The organism is Calditrichota bacterium, from assembly GCA_013112635.1.
Lineage (GTDB): Bacteria > Calditrichota > Calditrichia > Calditrichales > J004 > JABFGF01.
The window spans coordinates 221263-238226 of sequence record JABFGF010000007.1 but is presented as its reverse complement, the minus strand read 5'-3'; the positions used below and the strand labels follow the sequence as shown (position 1 = coordinate 238226).

19 protein-coding genes are annotated in these 16964 nt (G+C 32.7%); 4 read left to right on the top strand and 15 right to left on the bottom strand.

Going from position 1 to position 16964, the window contains the following annotated elements:
* Nucleotides 1–24: 24 nt before the first annotated feature.
* From HND50_17830 to HND50_17770, 13 genes are all read right to left on the bottom strand, one after another.
* Entirely contained in the window at nt 25–528 is a 504-nt protein-coding gene (locus HND50_17830; GenBank protein NOG47106.1) for a GNAT family N-acetyltransferase, read from the bottom strand.
* Nucleotides 525–1292: an amino acid racemase gene (locus HND50_17825; GenBank protein NOG47105.1), complete on the bottom strand. Its 768-nt coding sequence runs from the start codon at nt 1290–1292 to the stop codon at nt 525–527. Before HND50_17825 ends, HND50_17830 begins: the two co-directional genes overlap by 4 nt.
* 196 nt (nt 1293–1488) lie before the next feature.
* Nucleotides 1489–1911 (bottom strand): VOC family protein, encoded by a 423-nt coding sequence (locus tag HND50_17820; GenBank protein NOG47104.1) that lies wholly within the window; start codon nt 1909–1911, stop codon nt 1489–1491.
* Between the two features lie 38 nt (nt 1912–1949).
* Nucleotides 1950–4223, bottom strand: coding sequence for a molybdopterin-dependent oxidoreductase (locus tag HND50_17815; protein ID NOG47103.1), 2274 nt, complete (start codon nt 4221–4223; stop codon nt 1950–1952).
* A gap of 79 nt (nt 4224–4302) precedes the next feature.
* A complete protein-coding gene (locus tag HND50_17810) occupies nt 4303–4770 on the bottom strand; it encodes a GNAT family N-acetyltransferase (protein ID NOG47102.1) in 468 nt (155 codons plus the stop codon).
* Between the two features lie 12 nt (nt 4771–4782).
* Entirely contained in the window at nt 4783–5541 is a 759-nt protein-coding gene (locus HND50_17805) for a 4Fe-4S dicluster domain-containing protein (protein ID NOG47101.1), read from the bottom strand.
* 14 nt (nt 5542–5555) lie between these two features.
* Entirely contained in the window at nt 5556–5936 is a 381-nt protein-coding gene (locus HND50_17800; GenBank protein NOG47100.1) for a response regulator, read from the bottom strand.
* A 71-nt stretch (nt 5937–6007) separates the two neighbouring features.
* Complete coding sequence (locus HND50_17795) at nt 6008–6958, bottom strand: hypothetical protein (GenBank protein NOG47099.1); 951 nt, start codon at nt 6956–6958, stop codon at nt 6008–6010.
* A 55-nt stretch (nt 6959–7013) separates the two neighbouring features.
* Complete coding sequence (locus HND50_17790) at nt 7014–7508, bottom strand: nuclear transport factor 2 family protein (GenBank protein ID NOG47098.1); 495 nt, start codon at nt 7506–7508, stop codon at nt 7014–7016.
* A gap of 100 nt (nt 7509–7608) precedes the next feature.
* Complete coding sequence (locus tag HND50_17785; protein ID NOG47097.1) at nt 7609–8790, bottom strand: PLP-dependent transferase; 1182 nt, start codon at nt 8788–8790, stop codon at nt 7609–7611.
* A 38-nt stretch (nt 8791–8828) separates the two neighbouring features.
* Nucleotides 8829–9284, bottom strand: a complete 456-nt coding sequence (locus HND50_17780; GenBank protein ID NOG47096.1) for a GNAT family N-acetyltransferase — start codon at nt 9282–9284, stop codon at nt 8829–8831.
* An 11-nt stretch (nt 9285–9295) separates the two neighbouring features.
* On the bottom strand, nt 9296–10513 hold the full coding sequence (locus HND50_17775; GenBank protein ID NOG47095.1) for a membrane dipeptidase: 1218 nt from the start codon (nt 10511–10513) through the stop codon (nt 9296–9298).
* A gap of 134 nt (nt 10514–10647) precedes the next feature.
* On the bottom strand, nt 10648–11124 hold the full coding sequence (locus tag HND50_17770) for a MarR family transcriptional regulator (GenBank protein ID NOG47094.1): 477 nt from the start codon (nt 11122–11124) through the stop codon (nt 10648–10650).
* Nucleotides 11125–11250: 126 nt separating this feature from the next.
* On the opposite strand from HND50_17770, the gene HND50_17765 reads away from it, so the two are divergent.
* A complete protein-coding gene (locus HND50_17765) occupies nt 11251–12525 on the top strand; it encodes a hypothetical protein (GenBank protein ID NOG47093.1) in 1275 nt (424 codons plus the stop codon).
* 217 nt (nt 12526–12742) lie between these two features.
* Here HND50_17765 and HND50_17760 read toward each other — a convergent pair whose 3' ends face one another.
* Nucleotides 12743–12931, bottom strand: coding sequence for a hypothetical protein (locus HND50_17760; protein ID NOG47092.1), 189 nt, complete (start codon nt 12929–12931; stop codon nt 12743–12745).
* A 391-nt stretch (nt 12932–13322) separates the two neighbouring features.
* Between HND50_17760 and HND50_17755 the strand changes: the two genes are divergently transcribed.
* The 3 genes from HND50_17755 to HND50_17745 all read left to right on the top strand — a co-directional run bounded on the left by HND50_17755 (nt 13323) and on the right by HND50_17745 (nt 16489).
* Complete coding sequence (locus HND50_17755; GenBank protein NOG47091.1) at nt 13323–14768, top strand: aminotransferase class I/II-fold pyridoxal phosphate-dependent enzyme; 1446 nt, start codon at nt 13323–13325, stop codon at nt 14766–14768.
* Between the two features lie 157 nt (nt 14769–14925).
* On the top strand, nt 14926–15501 hold the full coding sequence (locus tag HND50_17750; protein NOG47090.1) for a hypothetical protein: 576 nt from the start codon (nt 14926–14928) through the stop codon (nt 15499–15501).
* A gap of 52 nt (nt 15502–15553) precedes the next feature.
* Entirely contained in the window at nt 15554–16489 is a 936-nt protein-coding gene (locus HND50_17745) for an EamA family transporter (protein ID NOG47089.1), read from the top strand.
* Nucleotides 16490–16520: 31 nt separating this feature from the next.
* On the opposite strand, the gene HND50_17740 is transcribed toward HND50_17745, so the two are convergent.
* Nucleotides 16521–16958, bottom strand: coding sequence for a hypothetical protein (locus HND50_17740; GenBank protein NOG47088.1), 438 nt, complete (start codon nt 16956–16958; stop codon nt 16521–16523).
* Nucleotides 16959–16964: the final 6 nt, after the last annotated feature.

Here is a 16964-nt window from a genome sequence, read left to right as displayed (position 1 = left end):
TGATTATATAAGAGTTACCTCAAATTAAAATCTTAATTCAAATTCAATTTCATGTTTTATTGGAATCCTGTCGACACCAAACTCTGGTATTTCTGGCTTAAGATTTCTGGATTCGTTCATTGAATCCTTATAGAATCCAACCCATTCAAATCCTCTTTTCTGATAAAAACGTATAGCATAAGTATTGTCATTTGTAGTTATCAACCAAACTCTTTTGCAATCATTTTCTTTTGCTTTTTCAATAACTTTCATTATTAATTGGGTTGCTAGTCCTCGGTTGTTTTGAAGACTGTTAAGCGTTACAATTTCGCAATTATCCTTTTCAATATTATAAGTAACTAATCCAATTACTCTTTTATTTTTTATATAAATAAATCCTGGTAAAGCTACAGTATCGAAAATTCTTCCCCTTGAAACACTCATAGTTGATCCCCAGCTATCGGCTATAAATGATTCAATAAAAGTACTGTCTTCTGGTCTTATTTCTGCTATTTTAAAATCTGTTTTAGTTCTTTTGTGTTGGTTCATAGAGTGCTATTCAATTGTACTTTAATCCACCCCTCTGAAGGAAATTTTTTTTCAGATAAAGCAAGTTTTACAGCATATTTAGCCAGTAGTCTCGTTGTATCTAATATTGGAAGCGAGGAATTCTCAGAATTTATTATCAATGGAATTTCTGTGCATCCGAGAATTACACATTGTGCACCATGTTGTTTTAATTCTTCTATTGAGTCCAGAAACAGTTCTATTGTCTCTTTCTTAAATATTCCTTGACAAAGTTCTTTAAATATTACATCATCAATTTTAGATCTATTTGTTTCATTAGGAATCATCCTTATTAAGTTTCTTGCATTGAGAGCATTTTTATATACAGATCCGGTCATTGTCCACTTAGTACCCAACAGACCGATCCTTTCCCATTCATTAGCGGTAATCTCCTGGCAAACAACATCAGCAATATGAAGCCCTGGGATTGGGAGTTCGTCTATAATTTTTTCAAGTACAATGTGGCCAGTATTATCTGGGCATATAAAAAAATCTGCTCCCCCCTTTGCAATTTGGTCAACTCCGTTAAATAAATGTCTGGAGATTTCATCATGATTACCCGACTCCCAACTTGGCATACTAATTCCCATTGGTATTGCACTTAATATAATGTTAGGATGCATATGAGGTCCCAAGCGTTTCGCTCCTTCTCTACAAGCTGTTAGGAAACACAATGCCCCACCCTCGTAACTGTGGGCACAAATTCCTATTTTTTTCCCGATTTTTAGTTCAGTAATATTTGTCATAGGGTTAAGATTTCTATACAAATTCTTCTGCAATTGTTTTGAATTAGTAAACACATATTGTAATTTCCAAGATGTCTATCTCCAAACACCATATATATCAGTCTCAATATTTCTTTGACTTTTTTTGGTGAGAAAGAATAACCCTTGAATTAGCCAATATTCCTAACAGCGTAAAAATGTCATCAGGAAATTGGTTTTACGTCATTCGTTTTGAAATAGGATGATCTTTGTTCAGTTCAAGTAAATCCCATAAATTTCCATACAAATCCTTAAAAACTGCTACCATACCATATGATTCCTTTTTAGGATCTCTTACAAATTCAATCCCGATAGAGATCATTTCGTTGTAATCCCTCCAAAAATCATCAGTATTGAGAAATAGAAAAACCCTACCTCCAGACTGCTTACCAATAAAAGGTTCCTGTTCAGGTTTTGAGGCTCTGGCTAATAACAGTGTTGTACCAATCGACCCAGGAGGAGAAACAACCACCCAGCGCTTGTCTTGCTCTTGTTGATAAATATCTTCGATTAAAGTAAAATGGAGCTTTTTAGTATAAAACTCTATGGCTTCATCATAGTCTCTAACAACTAAAGCTACATGTACAATTGATTGTTTCATTAAACTACTCCTTCACTATTATTTATCACCGACCCATTTTATATTTTAGAAACATTTACAACGGTATCATTCCAACACATTGAACCTGCTATTGGATCGCCGACATTGGGAATAATTTTGTTTACATGTGAACCCTTTTCTTTCCACCATTTATTTTCTACATCCATTTCAGATTTAAAAACAAAAGATCCTTTTCCTGAAGCATATTTTCCCCAAGCCCAATGCCCCGCATGATTTGAGATAGCAATAGCTTGTGGGTGAATTCCTTGCGTAACTTTAGCTTTTGTAATCATTTCTCCAATACTCGATTTAATTTTGATCCAATCGCCATTTTCAATTCCTTTTTCTTTCGCAGTTTTTGTATTAATCCAGGCTGGATTTTCATGGTATAATTCAGTTAGCCATTTACAGTTTTGAGTCCTGGAGTGTGTTTGAACATTGACCTTAAATGTTGTTAAAACTAATTCTTCTGAATTCATTTTTTTATGCTCAGGTATTGGCATCCAACCAGGAATTGAAGAAAAACCTTCATTTTCAAGCCTCTTTGATTTTAATTGTATTTTAGACCGTTTTTCAGTTGAAACTTTGGCCTTATAATCATGCCAAATACCATGTTTTTTCATGTAATCAAAACCGCCGACTTCCTTAATTCCGGAAGTATTATTGCATGTTGCTTCTACAAATTCTTCTGAAGAAGAAAAACCTAAGCCTAAACCTAATTTATCACCAATTTCACAGGCCACATCGACAAAGTTTCTGGATTCTCCTATAGGTTCACTTAATGGTTGGCGGATATAATACTCAGGTATTCCATCAGGAGTTTGTTTCCCTTCCAAAGTCCATCGTTCCAGATAAGTTGCATCAGGCAAAACTAAATCTGCAAGCTCTGTCGTTTCGCTTAAGGCCACATCGACAGAAACTAAAAAAGGAATTTTTTCCGTGTCGCTATAAACACGAATATTCTCATCGCAATTTCCATTGGAATAAACAGGGTTGTGGCAGTAAACCATATATATCTCAGGATTATCTTGATTTTTATTAATACAATGAACTATTTGATGTGAAACATCTCCATCAGGAATTGCATAAGGATCATTTTCCCCAATAAATAAATTTAGTCGTTTATTTTTCTTTTGTGGAATTGGAAATGAATAGTTCCATTTAGGTCTTGGTTCAATCCTTTTTTTAGGGCCTAAGTTACCCGCAATTACATCAAGCATAAATATTGCCCTTTGAGCCTGAACACCATTGTAGTGCATAAAGGTTCCTCTGAAAGCCGTGCAGATTCCCTGTTCTGCTTTTCCATACTCAATCGCAATCTCTTTAATTTTCTCAGCTGGAACACCTGATATTTTCTCCGCCCATTCAGGAGTATTCTCTTCCAAATGATTTTTTAATTCTTTAACTGAGACATTACTTGCTTCTTCAATTTCAGACTTGTTATATAAATTTTCTTTTAACAATACATGGCACATTGCTAATACTATTGCTAAATCAGTACCTGGTTTTACGGGCACCCACTCATCAGATTTTGCAGCTGTGTTTGAGAGTCGAACATCAAATGTAATTAGCTTTGCTCCTTTCTCTTTCATCTTGGTAATTCTACGAATAAATGGTACATGATCAAGCCCAGCATCAATCAAACTCCTTCCAAAATTTAAGATGATTTTTGCATCATCAAATTGTTCGCTTGCACTAACATCTCCAGATAACATATAGGCTATCGCACCAGCATTAAGGCAAATTGAATCGTGATTCCCAATAGATGCTGTACCGTATGCTTTTAAAAAGTAGTTCACATTTATTAGATAATCTGAGCCAACCATTCGACCATAGTGGAATAAAAATTTTTCGGGTGTACCCTGATCCTTCAATGTTTTAAGACCTTTCACCTTTGTTCCTTCAATATTGCCTCCATTAATAAGCAGGTTCAATGCTTCATCCCATGATATTTTTTCCCATTTACCACTACCACGTTTTCCAATTCTTTTCAGAGGATAAGTTATTCTGTCGGGATTATAAACTGTATTTATACCCGCTTGCCCTTTTGCGCAAATCTTCCCTTCGTTTCTTAAAGAATTTGGATTTCCTTCGATTTTTACTAATCTATCATTATCAACATACCCAACAATCGCACACCGGGATACACATTGCCAGCAGGCAGAAGGTATTGCTTCTCTTTCCCCACTTAGACTGGAGGCACGGTTTTCGTCTTTCATTGATTTGTTCGATTCTTGGGCAAATGATTTCTTGTTCTGAAAGATTACAGCTGACCCAATTGTTGCAATTTTTACAAATTTTCTACGATCCATGATTAACCTTTGTAATATTTATTCTCTTTTTGCTTTAAAACGCTTCAAGACTTTCTTAAAATGACCTATGCATTTGTTGTTAAAATAATTCTATACCCATTTGAATATTGCATCTCTCGTAAGGAGTTTCATGTTGAGCAATCTTCTTAAATCCTAGCTTTTTATATAATGCAATGGCTGGCTTTAACTTGGTATTACTCTCTAAATAAACATTTCTCGCTCCTACCATTTTAGCTTTTCTAATAACAGCTTCACCTAATTGGTACCCAATTCCCTTTCCTTGAAAATTCTGAGAAACAGCCATCTTTGCTAATTCAAAATCATATAATGGATCGTTCATTTTTAACATAGCAACCACTCCTACTGGCTGATCGTCAAACAGTGCAATAAAAATAAAGCCACCTTTGTCTATTATATATTTAGTAGGATTGTTTAATGTAGTTAAATCAGCCGCTTCCATTCTGAAGTATGCGTTTATCCACTCTTTGTTAAGCTCATTAAAAATTTTATAATATTTTGGTTTATATGGGACAATTTCTATTCTCATTCCCCTCCTTAATTATCCTTTCATTTTGTTTATACTTTTTTTAACGTCGAACACTTCTTTATTACCACCTCTGTAAAATACTTGTGGCCCAGTCCCTTCTTTTTCAAGCAAGCCTGAAAGATGCTCATTTTTAACTATATTATAAACTTCGCTTTTCTCATCTGACATATCCCCAAAAATCCGAGCTCCTGTAGGACATGTATCTGAACATGCAGGTTCTAACCCTTCATCAACCCTTGGTTTGCAGAAATTACACTTATCTGCTTTTGCAAATGCCCTTGATGGGTAGTTAGCCATATCTACATTTGGGCTTTCATCAGGATTTATGTAAATAGCTCCGTATGGGCAAGCTTTGATACATAGTTGAAATCCTTGACACTTTTCTTTATCAATATCTACTATACCATTTTTTAGTTGACTTATTGCATCATTAGGACATGCAGGTATACAGGGTGCATCTTTGCAATGATTGCACATCATAGGTAAAAAAAAACGTTTTGTATTTGGATATTCGCCTGTTTCTTTTTCTAAGACTTTTGTCCGGAATCCCCCTAATGCCACTCCATTTTCAGCTTTGCATGCAACTGAACAGGCATTACATCCTATACACTTTTCCAAATCCATCACCATTGCCAACCTTTTTTTCGGTTGATCTATCGAACAACTCTGGCTTGCTAATCCAGTAAGACCGCTCGTTGTTGCAACTAAAGCAACACCAGTGGCTTTCAACATTTTCCTTCTTGATATTTTTGTTTTATTTTCTTCTGACATTCTCTCTCCATTCTTTAGGCGTGCAGTTTTCCTAAATGGTGATTTACAATTTTAATTAACTGATCATTATTAAAAGGTTTTGATAAATAATCAGTACAGCCACATTCAATACATTTTTCTCTGTCCCCTGATAAAGCAAATGCAGTTAATGCAATAATGGGTACAGCTGAATTCTTTTTTCTTATCTGCTTTGTCGCTTTATAACCATCTACTACGGGCATTTGCATATCCATAAGAATCAAATCAATTTCATTTTCAAATAATTCGAATTTTTGAATTGCTTCGAGTCCATTTATAGCTCTAATTATCTTATATCCAGATTTCTCTAAAACTTTTTCAACAATAAAACATGAAACTGGATCATCATCTGCGTAAAGAATCACATTTTTAAACATACCTTTTTTCAGTTCCTTTTTTTGATGTTTTCAAAATTGAACCTAAGTAGGTAGAACAGTCATAATAATCTTTATTTAAGAAACTTTTTATAATATTGACTCTTTTCTAAGAACTCTCGATAATCAGTAATTGATAGAATTATTTTTACAGCCTCATCAAGATCAGTTGAGTGTTTATAATAATATTCTACAATTTTTGCACCAATAACGTATCCCAGGTCTTGTGGTTGTTCTAAATATTTAGGTTTACTCCAAATCCAATCTTTTGTATCTCTTTCATACATATCAGCTTCAAATCTTTTCCATATTTGCATTTCATGCTTAGCTAAATAGTTGCGTGCTTCCGTTTTACCTTCACCTGTTACCAATTCAGCGAAAAAATCTGCAACTCCTTCACGGATACTAATCGCCAAAAGACTTTTTTCTTTATTATAAATAGCTAAATATTTATCCAAAGATCCTATGGCATGTAACTGATTAAGATGTGTTAGTTCGTGAATTATATGACCTTCGATTCCAACATCAACTGTATCAACTGCTTTTTTTTCTATTGAAATTAGCTGCCCTTCAATTGACCCAGAGCCTACACCTCTTCTACGTCCTATTAGATAATATGTGGGTGGATAGACAGCATTCGGAATAAAAATTTTCAATTTTTTAAAATACAAACGTATGTCAGCTTCTCTTGATTGAAGCCATTTCATTTTCACGCCAACTGCCGCATAATCCTCCGGGTACTCTTTTATTTTTTTTGCTAATTTTTGTGCAGTTAATCCATATTTTTCTATAAAAATCTTTAACCCAGGTGTACCTTTTTCAATGTAATTTTCCTGTAAAATTTGAACAGTATCTGAATTGGACTTAAGCAATTTAAAAGCGTCAATAAAATTTTTAACATCGTCATAAACGATTTTTGCATCCTTTGGGTTTGTTGGACTTGAAGTTAGTTGTGCAAAAAGTTGAAGTTGAAATACAAATAAAAAAAAGTATGTTGTAAAGGAATATTTAAAAAAATTTTCCATTTTTACTCCAATATAATATAGTTGTTATTGTTAAATACAAGTTGCCCTGTCTTTTTTAAGGAAGATCACAACACACAGAATTATTAACACAACACTTTGTATCACCATTATTTATTTGGCTTTCAGGAGATTTTTTAAAATCGTTTGTTTCACTATCATTTACAATCAACCATTTTCCATCTTCATTAATCAAAGCATTTCTTTTAATAGAACTTTTGGTTTCTTTATTTTTAGGTCCATTTATTATATTATATGTCAATTCATAAATTAAAGCTGCTGCTTCACCATCATTAATTATCTTAGTTTTTATAGGCCGTATTTTAAGGTCAACAATATTGTTATTCTTAATTAGAGTTCGTATTTTAGCTACATTTCCTATGTTTATATAGTCAACGTGCCAGTAACTTAGATATTCTTCAAAGTTTCCTTTCTGAAAAGCTTCATTATAAGAACGCACCGTATTCCATACTTCTTTTTCAAGCTCAGTATTTTCTCCGTAACCCTCAGTAAAAAATATTAAAACAAAACACAGTTTGATTATATTTACCATAATTTTTTCTCCAACTATTAGTAGATTTTATTTACATTTATTTGTAGTACACAAGTAAATATGTAAAAAAACTCAAACATTTTTTATTACTAAATTTCAATTAAATAAAAGATAAACCAAAATTCAGATCTTCTTTTATATCATTAACATTTTCAATGCCAACTGATAACCTAATTAATCCATCTGTAATTCCAGATTTATTTCTTTCATCTTCAGAAACACTAGCATGAGTCATTGAGGCAGAATGTTGAATTAGGGTTGCCACATCGCCTAATGAAACTGCAAGCGAACATAATTCAAGGTTATTAATTAACCTTCGTCCTGCTTCAACTCCACCAACATCAAAAGAAACAATTCCCCCATAACCATACATCTGTTTCTTTGCCAATTGATTTTGAGCATTTGAAGGTAGTCCAGGATAATAAACTTTTTTAATTTTGGGATGCGAATAGAGGAAAGATGCTATTGTTAATGCATTTGAATTATGCCGTTCCATCCTTAGAGCAAATGTTTTTAATCCTCGTAATAATAAAGAGGCACTGTGAGGGGAAATAGTTCCACCAAGTATTTTACTTGTATTCCACCTAATGTTATTTATTATTTTTTGAGAACCAACTAAAACTCCTGCCATTAAATCTGAATGCCCACCTAAAAACTTTGTTGCACTATGAGCAACTACATCGACACCAAGGTCAATTGGATTTTGATTAAAAGGTGTTGCAAATGTATTATCAGCAATTGTCAAAATATTGTTAGCCTTTGCGATATCAGTAACAGCTTTTATATCTATCAGGCTGAGAATCGGATTTGATGGGGTTTCAAGATAAAAGGCTTTTGTATTTTTGTTTAAAGCTTTGTGATAGTTATCTGCATTTGTTGCGTCAATAAATGTTACTGAAATCCCATATTTATTAAGAAGTTGCTTAAACAATTGATGAGTAGTCGCATAAATTGACTTTGGGATAATGATATGATCATTTGGTTTTAAAACTGAGAATAATAGTGATGATATAGCTGACATTCCAGATGCGAATGACAGAGCGGCTTCACCACCCTCCAACTCACACATTGCTTGCTCAATGGCAGATTGAGTCGGATTTCCCATCCTGCCATAGAAATAACCATCAACCTCCCCCTCATGAATCTGTGCTCCTCTTTCTGCATTTGGAAAAATGAAAACTGATGAATTATATAGAGGTGTGTTGACTGCTCCCAAATGTTTTTCAGGATTTTCACCGGCATGAACAGCTAAAGTGTAAATTGATTTGTTCTGTTTTTCCATAGTTGTATTTGTAACCTACAAATGTATAAATAAAAAAATTATTTTTTGATACTCATTTTCATACAAATTGCTGTTGAAGGGCAAATAGATCGGAATTCTTCAGATGATTTTATACCTTCATCAACTACATCCCTCGAAACCTCTTTAAATCCAAACGATCGAAAAAAATCTGGTGCTGTTTCTGTTAACAAATATACATCTGATAACCTTCCTTTATTAATGATTGAGATTAGTTCTTTAACCAATGATTTAGCAAAACCATTTCCCTGAACTCTTTTTTCAACAGCAACGGATCTCAGTAATGCTTTGTCACCATAAACTTCATAACCGGCAACTCCGACAATCTGTTTTTGATAAATTAAAATAACAAAGTTTTCAATATTTTCTTTCACACCAATTGTTGTTAGGTTAGAACTTTTTAACAGAACTGCAATGTTTTCAAAATCTGATGGCTTGGCTATTCTTTTGTTCGTTTTTATTTTAGTTAATGTCATTATGGCCTTATTTAAAATTTTGTCCCTTTTGGTAAGAACTTTCTCGTTTTAATTTGCTTTGAATTGCCTTCTACTTTTTTCCAAACACGAATAATATTACCAGAACATATTTTTTCAATGTCTGATTCTGTAAACCCATTTTTTAATAATTTATAGATTAAATTCGGATACATAGAAACATCTGTCAGACCATTTGGTAAATTAATAACTCCATCAAAATCAGAACCAAAACCAACATGATCAACACCAACAAGATTAACAACATGTTTAATGTGCTCAACAACTTCATCAATTGAAATTTCTAAATTACTTTCATTTTTCATTCTCTTGAGTATATCTGCTCGCTTCTCGTTGTTATAGTCATTCTCTTTAGCTATCTTATCTGCTTTATCCCATAACTTTTGAAATTTTGAATTCACAAAATATGATCCAAAATTAATCATAATAATCCCTCCTTTTTCAGCCAACGACTTTATCATATCATCGCTCATATTGCGTTCTAAACCTGGTATAAAGTGCCGACACGATGAGTGAGAAGCTATGGGTGGGGTTTTACTAACTCTGAGGACATCATAAAAAGTGGAATCTGATACATGGGAAATATCAACCATTATACCCAATCGGTTCATTTCTCTTACAACATCTACCCCAAAATCTGTTAAGCCATCCGAACTTCTTTTTTTATCGAAAGATGAACCTCCAATTAGATTGTTTTTTGAATGAGTAAGAGTAATATACCGTATACCTCTTTCATAAAAATGTTGCAGATTTTTTAGATTACCATCAATCCCACTTCCGTTTTCCATACCCATTGGCAGAGAAATTATTCCAGTTTTAAAATTTGTTATTACATCTTTTACAGATCGCGCTATTTTGTATTTTTTCGGCCACTTATATTCTAATGATTCAACTATATCTATTAAACTGTCAGCCAAATCTTTACCTCCACCCTTTTCTTTATATGAAGCCGGAATATAGATTGACATAAAAGGTGCATCCAAACCTCCCTCAATTAAGCGCGGATAATCTGTATGCCCATTTATTGTTTTTTTAGAAACATCCTCATAATGTTCTTTAAGCCTATACGGTAAATCAATGTGTCCATCAATTATAAGAGTCTTTTTTGCTAATTCTTTGGCATAGCCTAATGTAATATTTGTAGGTTTAGTATTTTCTATACACCCTATAAACAAACTTAGTATTAAAATTACACAGTATTTCATTTTTATCCTTTTGGGTTATTGAAATTATATAGAACTCTGTTACTCATTATAGAGTTAAAGTTTATTCATAGAGACGTTTGAAGAACTAAAAAGACTCAATCTATTTGTATATTACAAATATCACCTCAAAAAAATATTATTTATACTTTACATGTACTATGCCATTCAGAAACAGACTTATTGAGCTTTTTTAAAAAATCAATCAACAATTCTTTTTGTTCTGAATCAAAGTTATCCAGAATTGCTTTTTCTGATTTAAAAATATTATCCCAAGATTTCAAATATACTTCTTCACCCGATTTTGTCATTTTATTAAAATAAACCCTCCCATCATTTGTATCCTGTTCTCGAATAACATATCCCTTTTTAACCAACTGATCCACTACCCTAGTTATTGTACTAATTGATAGATACATCTTTTCTGCAAGTACTCCAACTGTTAAAGATCCATGAGTATGTAGTGTTTCTAGTATATAGCACTGGCTTACAGAAATTCCACAAGATAGAATCTGATCACGATCACGAAATTGATATTTTTTAATTAATTCAACAATCTGCTCATGAAAAACTGAAACTTGGTCTTTCATTATTTTTCTCTTGGTTTGCTTTATTTTCATTTTATTTGCAAGTTACAAATAACTTACTCATATTGGTATATATTGTCAAAAAAATTTAAATCTAATAAAGTATTACATCAAAATAAAATACTTTATTTTAAGTTATTCATGTTATGGAGAAATTATATGATTTTTAAAGATATCTCATTGCGTCAAATGAAATATATGTTAGTTATTATGGTTATAACGTCCGGAGTACTTTTTGCAAGCAATAAAGTCCAAAAGCCATCAATTGATAAAACAGCAAAATCTCAAGATACTCTATCAATAGAAAATAGAGCTTATTTTGCTGGTCGGATTTATTCTGCCATTAAGAAAAACTTTGCTCATTGGGATAATATTCCAGATTTTGATTTAGACAGTGCCTTTCAATCATATTTGAATAAGGCAATGACTGCTAAATCCCGTAAAGAATTTTCTATGGCTTCACTAAAATTTGTTGCCGATCTTAATAACAGCCATTCAGGATTTTGGGATACTGATTTACTTAAAGATGTTGGTGGCTTTCATGGCTTTTCAGTTAGATATATAAGTGGACAATGGATAATTGACCAAAGTTCTATTGACAATTTACATCCTGGAAGTACCATTTCAGCTATAAATAATGTTCCAATTGAGCTTTTTTATCAAAAAAATAAAAAATATATATCAGCGTCAACTGAGAGATACCGCCGTTATCGCCTTTTTGATTATTGGCAACGTTTTCTTTTTCCAGTAAAATACAAAATTACGCTTAATAGTGGAAAACAGATTAAAATCAATCGCAGTAAAGATAATACAATCAAATCACCAGAAAAAACAATGAAGACATCAGGGAGATGGATTATTGAAAACAATATAGCATATATTAAAATACCCGCATGGAGTGAAAATCGTTTTGAAAAGAAAGCATTATTACTTCTATCCAAATTTAAGAATGCGCATAGCTTAGTAATTGATGTAAGAAATAATAGTGGTGGTAGTTCACCTTTAAAATTAATTGGGGCATTAATGGAAAGAAAATGGCGTTGGTGGACAGAATCAACTCCACTACATATTGCTGTCCATTCTTACTATGCAAAAACAGATCCCAATTATGCTGAATTTCTGAAACCTCATTTAAAATGGTCATCATTTCCTGAGAAAGGTGATTCTCTTTTTCTGGGAAAAATAGTAATATTGATGAATGAGGGGAGTCATTCTGCTTCGGAAGATTTTATAATGCCATTTAAGGATAATGGAAGAGCGATTTTAGTAGGGAGAGCCACAGCTGGCAGTACGGGTCAACCATTTGTTCAGTCATTTGGAAATGGAATGGGAGTTGCAATCGGAACCAAGCGCGAATATTTCCCTGATGGATCATCATTTGAGGGATTTGGTATTCAACCTGATATCAAGGTGTACCAACCCCAGAAAGTTTAAGAAATGGAAAGGATTTGGTTCTTGAAAAAGCGATTGAAGTCCTTTTATCCAATTGACTTCTAAAGGTTACTAATTTTCCTTTATTTTAAACTTCAACTGTTAGATTATTGATTTTTATATATCATAACTTTCTAAAAAAATTAATGACCAAAAATTTTAAGTAGTCTAAAAAATACATAAATAAAGTTCGTGAATGAATTCATCATTGCCAACAATATTAATTTCCCGCATAGTTGTCATCCCATGTCCTATCTGAATTATGGTTTCTTAAATCTACAGCATAATCAACAGCGGCTTTTAAAGATAAAAGTACAGAAACCCAGCCAGCAATCACTTCACATCTTTCTTTTGATAAGACGTTTTCATTTATCAGCGTGAGATCTGTTCCATTGTCATCAGCTTCCAAAAAAAAGTAACTTTACTATCTCCAATATATTTGACACTAAAAACCGAATTTTCAATTCTCTCCAATATTTTTCCTCTCCATTGCGTTCCATTAGGAAAAATAAAATCTACATGACCATCTGTTTCGACCGCAGACTCAGCCCAAAATTTTGCTCTTCCATCATCCGTAATGAGCATTTTAAAAACTTTATCTCTTGACGACTTGAAATGAACTTTCCACTTTATAGCGTCCACGTCTTTTTGAAAACACACTTTGCCCCCTTCTCAGTAATTTCGGATTTTCAAGAATTTCATTTTAAGTTCAGAAAAATTGCACCCCAGAGTTTTTATTTGTATGTTACAACTAAATTAAACAATTAATAATGCTCTGTCAATTTATAGGAGACTAACGCATGACATTTGATTTTGATATTCAAATTGTTGCTCAAGGTTTAAAAAAATTTTATGATGATTCTGTTTCTAACAAAAAACAGGTAATTAACCAACAAAAGTTGAAAGATATTATTTCAGCCTTAAATTTAGAAGGCTACACCTCTCGCGGTGGATTAACCGGTGAAAACCTATCCACCTTTTTAAAAAAATATCTCTCTTATTCTACTAGGTTGCACCACCCATTATATCTCGGACATCAATGTGCAGCCCCTCACTATTCAAGCGCTTTAGGAGCTTTTATAAATAGCTTCACAAATAATGTGGCTAACGTTTATGAAATGGGGCCAGCTTCTGCAAGCATAGAATATTTTTTAGTAAATTGGATGCTAGGAAAAATAGGCTGGAAAAAATCTCCTACCCAAATAGATGAAACATATTATGATTCGAAGTTTGGTGGCGGTGTATTTGTTGATGGAGGATCAATAGCAAATCTCACAGCTTTGATTATAGCGCGCAGTAAAATTGCCCCAGATGTATGGAAAAATGGGAATCCTTCTAACCTTGCAATCTTATTGCCTCAAGAAAGCCATTATTCTTTGTCAAAAGCCGCTGGTATTTTAGGTATTGGAGAAAACTCGATCTATGCACTTGATATTGATAATAATGGGGCTATTATTCCTGATAAAATAGAAAACACCTACAAAAAACTAATTAAAGATGGCAAAAAACCAATCGCTTTAGTTGCAAATGCTTGCAGCACATCAGTAGGAATTTATGATCCATTAGAAGAAATAGCTGATTTTTGTAATAAAAACGAAATCTGGTTCCACGTTGATGGAGCCCATGGAGCAAGCGCGTTGGTTTCTGATAAGTATAAAGGCTTATTAAAAGGAGTTAATAAGGCAGATTCACTCACATGGGATGCACATAAATTACTTCAAGTACCATCATTATGCGCTGCGCTTCTTGTTCGCGACCATAGATACTTAGATCAAGGAATTCACCAAGAAGCTAGTTATTTGTTTCATGAAAAAATACAGCCTGGATTTGATTTAATTCAAAGAACAATTGAAACTACAAAATCTGGATTAGGAGAAAAACTATTTTTTGTACTAGGTGCTATTGGAGAAAAAGGGCTTGCCGATTTTATCGAAGATCGATATCAACTTACGGAGGAAGCATATTTTTATATAAATCAACTCGAAGATTTTGAATGCCCTGTTCACCCACAAAGTAATATACTTTGTTTTAGAATTGAGGGCGAAGATAAAACTCAAATTGAAATAAGAAACCAAATGTCTACTGAAGGAAGCTATTATTTTACAACAGCAATGTTTAATAATAAGCGATATCTAAGACTTGTTTTCATGAGCCCAAATACAACACTTTCAAATATTAAACAACTCGTTACAAAAATCAGAAAAATTAAATCATCTATTAATGAAGAGGCTAAAGTTTGTTGCTAATAATGAATTGTTTTTTCAATAAGACTTAATTTTTTTTGTATTAAATCTAACATGTTGGTGGTAGTAACTTAAAGATTTAACACTAATTAAAATTATTTTTTTTCAACAGCAATGTTTAAATAAGCGAATTATCCAATAAAGAAATGAGGAGGTTGAAATGGCAATTACATATGATTTAGAGTTCGATTTTGAAAAAGGTCCTTACATATTTGGATTCAGGCCAAATACTGATGATTTCAGTGTCGTAGAAATTGAACAAACGAAAAAAACTGGTGGAGTTTGGAAGCTTGTTCGAAGAAGACCTTTTGTTGAAACTCATTGTCTTGAATGTGTTGGTAATATTTCCTCAGAATCTGAATCATGGGTTTTTTCAAGAGGATTTAAGTTATATCGTGACAAAACTTACCAAGCAATAATTTACTATCGCGGTGGTGGGGATTTGTTTACAACCCCAACAAAATTTTATGGGGTTAAGGGTAAAATGAAAAAAAATAATGCCCGCTTAAACTTATGGTTATGCAGAGAACAGAATTCAAAAACGCGAATTCGAAGCTTAATTGAAGTCGGAATATCCCATAAACAGTATCAGTACTTAAGTGTTATGTTTAAGGTGAGTGAAGATAGAATATATTTCTTTGGTGGACAAGCATTGATTAGAAAAAGTACTGCTAGAGTGGCTTTAGGATTAAATGGTTTAATAGCGGATAGTGGTAAAATAAACCAATGGCTATAGTTTTTATATTTAAAGCCCAAAGTACCCATTAAAGCTCATAAAAAATACACAAGTGAATAAGTTAAAAGTCAGTGTTTATCTCAATGACAGACCAGTTTGCAATATGACTCACCTTTCAAAAAAATACTTACCTTTTATAACTTTTTTTTTGCTTTGTTTTATATGGAGTTCAACCTGGGTGGCAATAAAAATTGGATTGGTTTCTTTACCACCATTTTTATCAGCAGGATTACGATTTATTTTAGCTTTTTTGTTCCTATCAGTATTTGCAATAACAAAAAAAATTGAATTTCCTAAATCGCTAAAAACGCATTTATTTCTTTTTGTTTTTGGAATGATCTTATTTACCGGAGGGTATTCATTTGTTTATTGGGGGCAACAACATATCTCCTCCGGGTTAGCAAGTGTTTTGTTTTCCGTATTTCCATTTTATGTATTACTATTTTCTGCCTGGTTATTACCAAAAGAAAAAATTAGTTTAAAAAAAGCTACAGGCGTTTTTGTAGGATTTGTTGGAATAGTTATTATTTTCTGGGATAAAATTGAATTTGAGGATTCAAGCAAATTTGCTATTTGGGGAATGGTAGCTTTTCTAATTGGTCCGATTTTCTCTTCACTGGGGACAATATTAGCAAAAAAAGCAAGCAATACAATTAATCCAATCACTTTAAACACATTGCCTATGCTTTATACTTCCATTTCATTCTTGATTATCTCGTATTTTTATGAATCAGATTTGCAGCCGGTTTTTGATGCTTATGCAATTTTTTCCATTTTATATTTGGCTCTGTTTGGCACGGCCATTGCCTTTGTACTTTATTTCTGGATGTTAAAAAATACTTCGCCAGTATTAATGTCCATGATAACTTATGTTACTCCCCCGCTTGCTTTAATTTGGGGTTGGGTTATTTTTGATGAAACAATTAGCCCAATTTTGATATTAGGTCTATTAATTATTTTTTTTGGTATCGGTATCCTCAAAAGATGATACATTTTTATGCTATTTTTCACAAGGTTTTTTATAATAGTCCTGTTTGAATTGGTGCAGAAGAAAAATCTTCACCTTCAATAGGTTTATCATTTAATCTTTGTAGCATAGAAATTTGTCCAATATGCGTTAGGATATCAGAAAAAGGCCCCTGTAATAGTCTTTTAGCGTGTTCAATTTTCAACCCTTTGGTTTTTAGAATATTGTCAATTCTTTTCAATTCTACCTTAAACCTTTCAATTTCCATTGTTAAACTTAGTTTCTCCGGGATTTCATCTACATACTTTTCTTTTTCGATAAAAGCTTTCGTAAAAAGTAAGATATGATACAAGTGATTTATTATCTCATTAATACTTCTGCTTCCTTTTCCGAGGTTGAAGCTACCGAATTTATCATCTGTGTTTTTTGTAGCTTTTTGAAACCTATAGTTTATAGTTGAAATGGTATGTCTTAAATATTCGTTTTTCATTCACTT

Excerpts from the sequence above, each read along its gene's own strand:
- HND50_17815 (NOG47103.1), bottom strand. The coding sequence starts at position 4,223 with ATGGATCGTAGAAAATTTGTAAAAATTGCAACAATTGGGTCAGCTGTA.
- HND50_17790 (NOG47098.1), bottom strand. The coding sequence starts at position 7,508 with ATGGTAAATATAATCAAACTGTGTTTTGTTTTAATATTTTTTACTGAG.
- HND50_17820 (NOG47104.1), bottom strand. The coding sequence starts at position 1,911 with ATGAAACAATCAATTGTACATGTAGCTTTAGTTGTTAGAGACTATGAT.
- HND50_17810 (NOG47102.1), bottom strand. The coding sequence starts at position 4,770 with ATGAGAATAGAAATTGTCCCATATAAACCAAAATATTATAAAATTTTT.
- HND50_17770 (NOG47094.1), bottom strand. The coding sequence starts at position 11,124 with ATGAAAATAAAGCAAACCAAGAGAAAAATAATGAAAGACCAAGTTTCA.
- HND50_17740 (NOG47088.1), bottom strand. The coding sequence starts at position 16,958 with ATGAAAAACGAATATTTAAGACATACCATTTCAACTATAAACTATAGG.
- HND50_17750 (NOG47090.1), top strand. The coding sequence starts at position 14,926 with ATGGCAATTACATATGATTTAGAGTTCGATTTTGAAAAAGGTCCTTAC.
- HND50_17830 (NOG47106.1), bottom strand. The coding sequence starts at position 528 with ATGAACCAACACAAAAGAACTAAAACAGATTTTAAAATAGCAGAAATA.
- HND50_17785 (NOG47097.1), bottom strand. The coding sequence starts at position 8,790 with ATGGAAAAACAGAACAAATCAATTTACACTTTAGCTGTTCATGCCGGT.
- HND50_17795 (NOG47099.1), bottom strand. The coding sequence starts at position 6,958 with ATGGAAAATTTTTTTAAATATTCCTTTACAACATACTTTTTTTTATTT.
- HND50_17755 (NOG47091.1), top strand. The coding sequence starts at position 13,323 with ATGACATTTGATTTTGATATTCAAATTGTTGCTCAAGGTTTAAAAAAA.
- HND50_17780 (NOG47096.1), bottom strand. The coding sequence starts at position 9,284 with ATGACATTAACTAAAATAAAAACGAACAAAAGAATAGCCAAGCCATCA.
- HND50_17805 (NOG47101.1), bottom strand. The coding sequence starts at position 5,541 with ATGTCAGAAGAAAATAAAACAAAAATATCAAGAAGGAAAATGTTGAAA.
- HND50_17800 (NOG47100.1), bottom strand. The coding sequence starts at position 5,936 with ATGTTTAAAAATGTGATTCTTTACGCAGATGATGATCCAGTTTCATGT.
- HND50_17765 (NOG47093.1), top strand. The coding sequence starts at position 11,251 with ATGATTTTTAAAGATATCTCATTGCGTCAAATGAAATATATGTTAGTT.
- HND50_17825 (NOG47105.1), bottom strand. The coding sequence starts at position 1,292 with ATGACAAATATTACTGAACTAAAAATCGGGAAAAAAATAGGAATTTGT.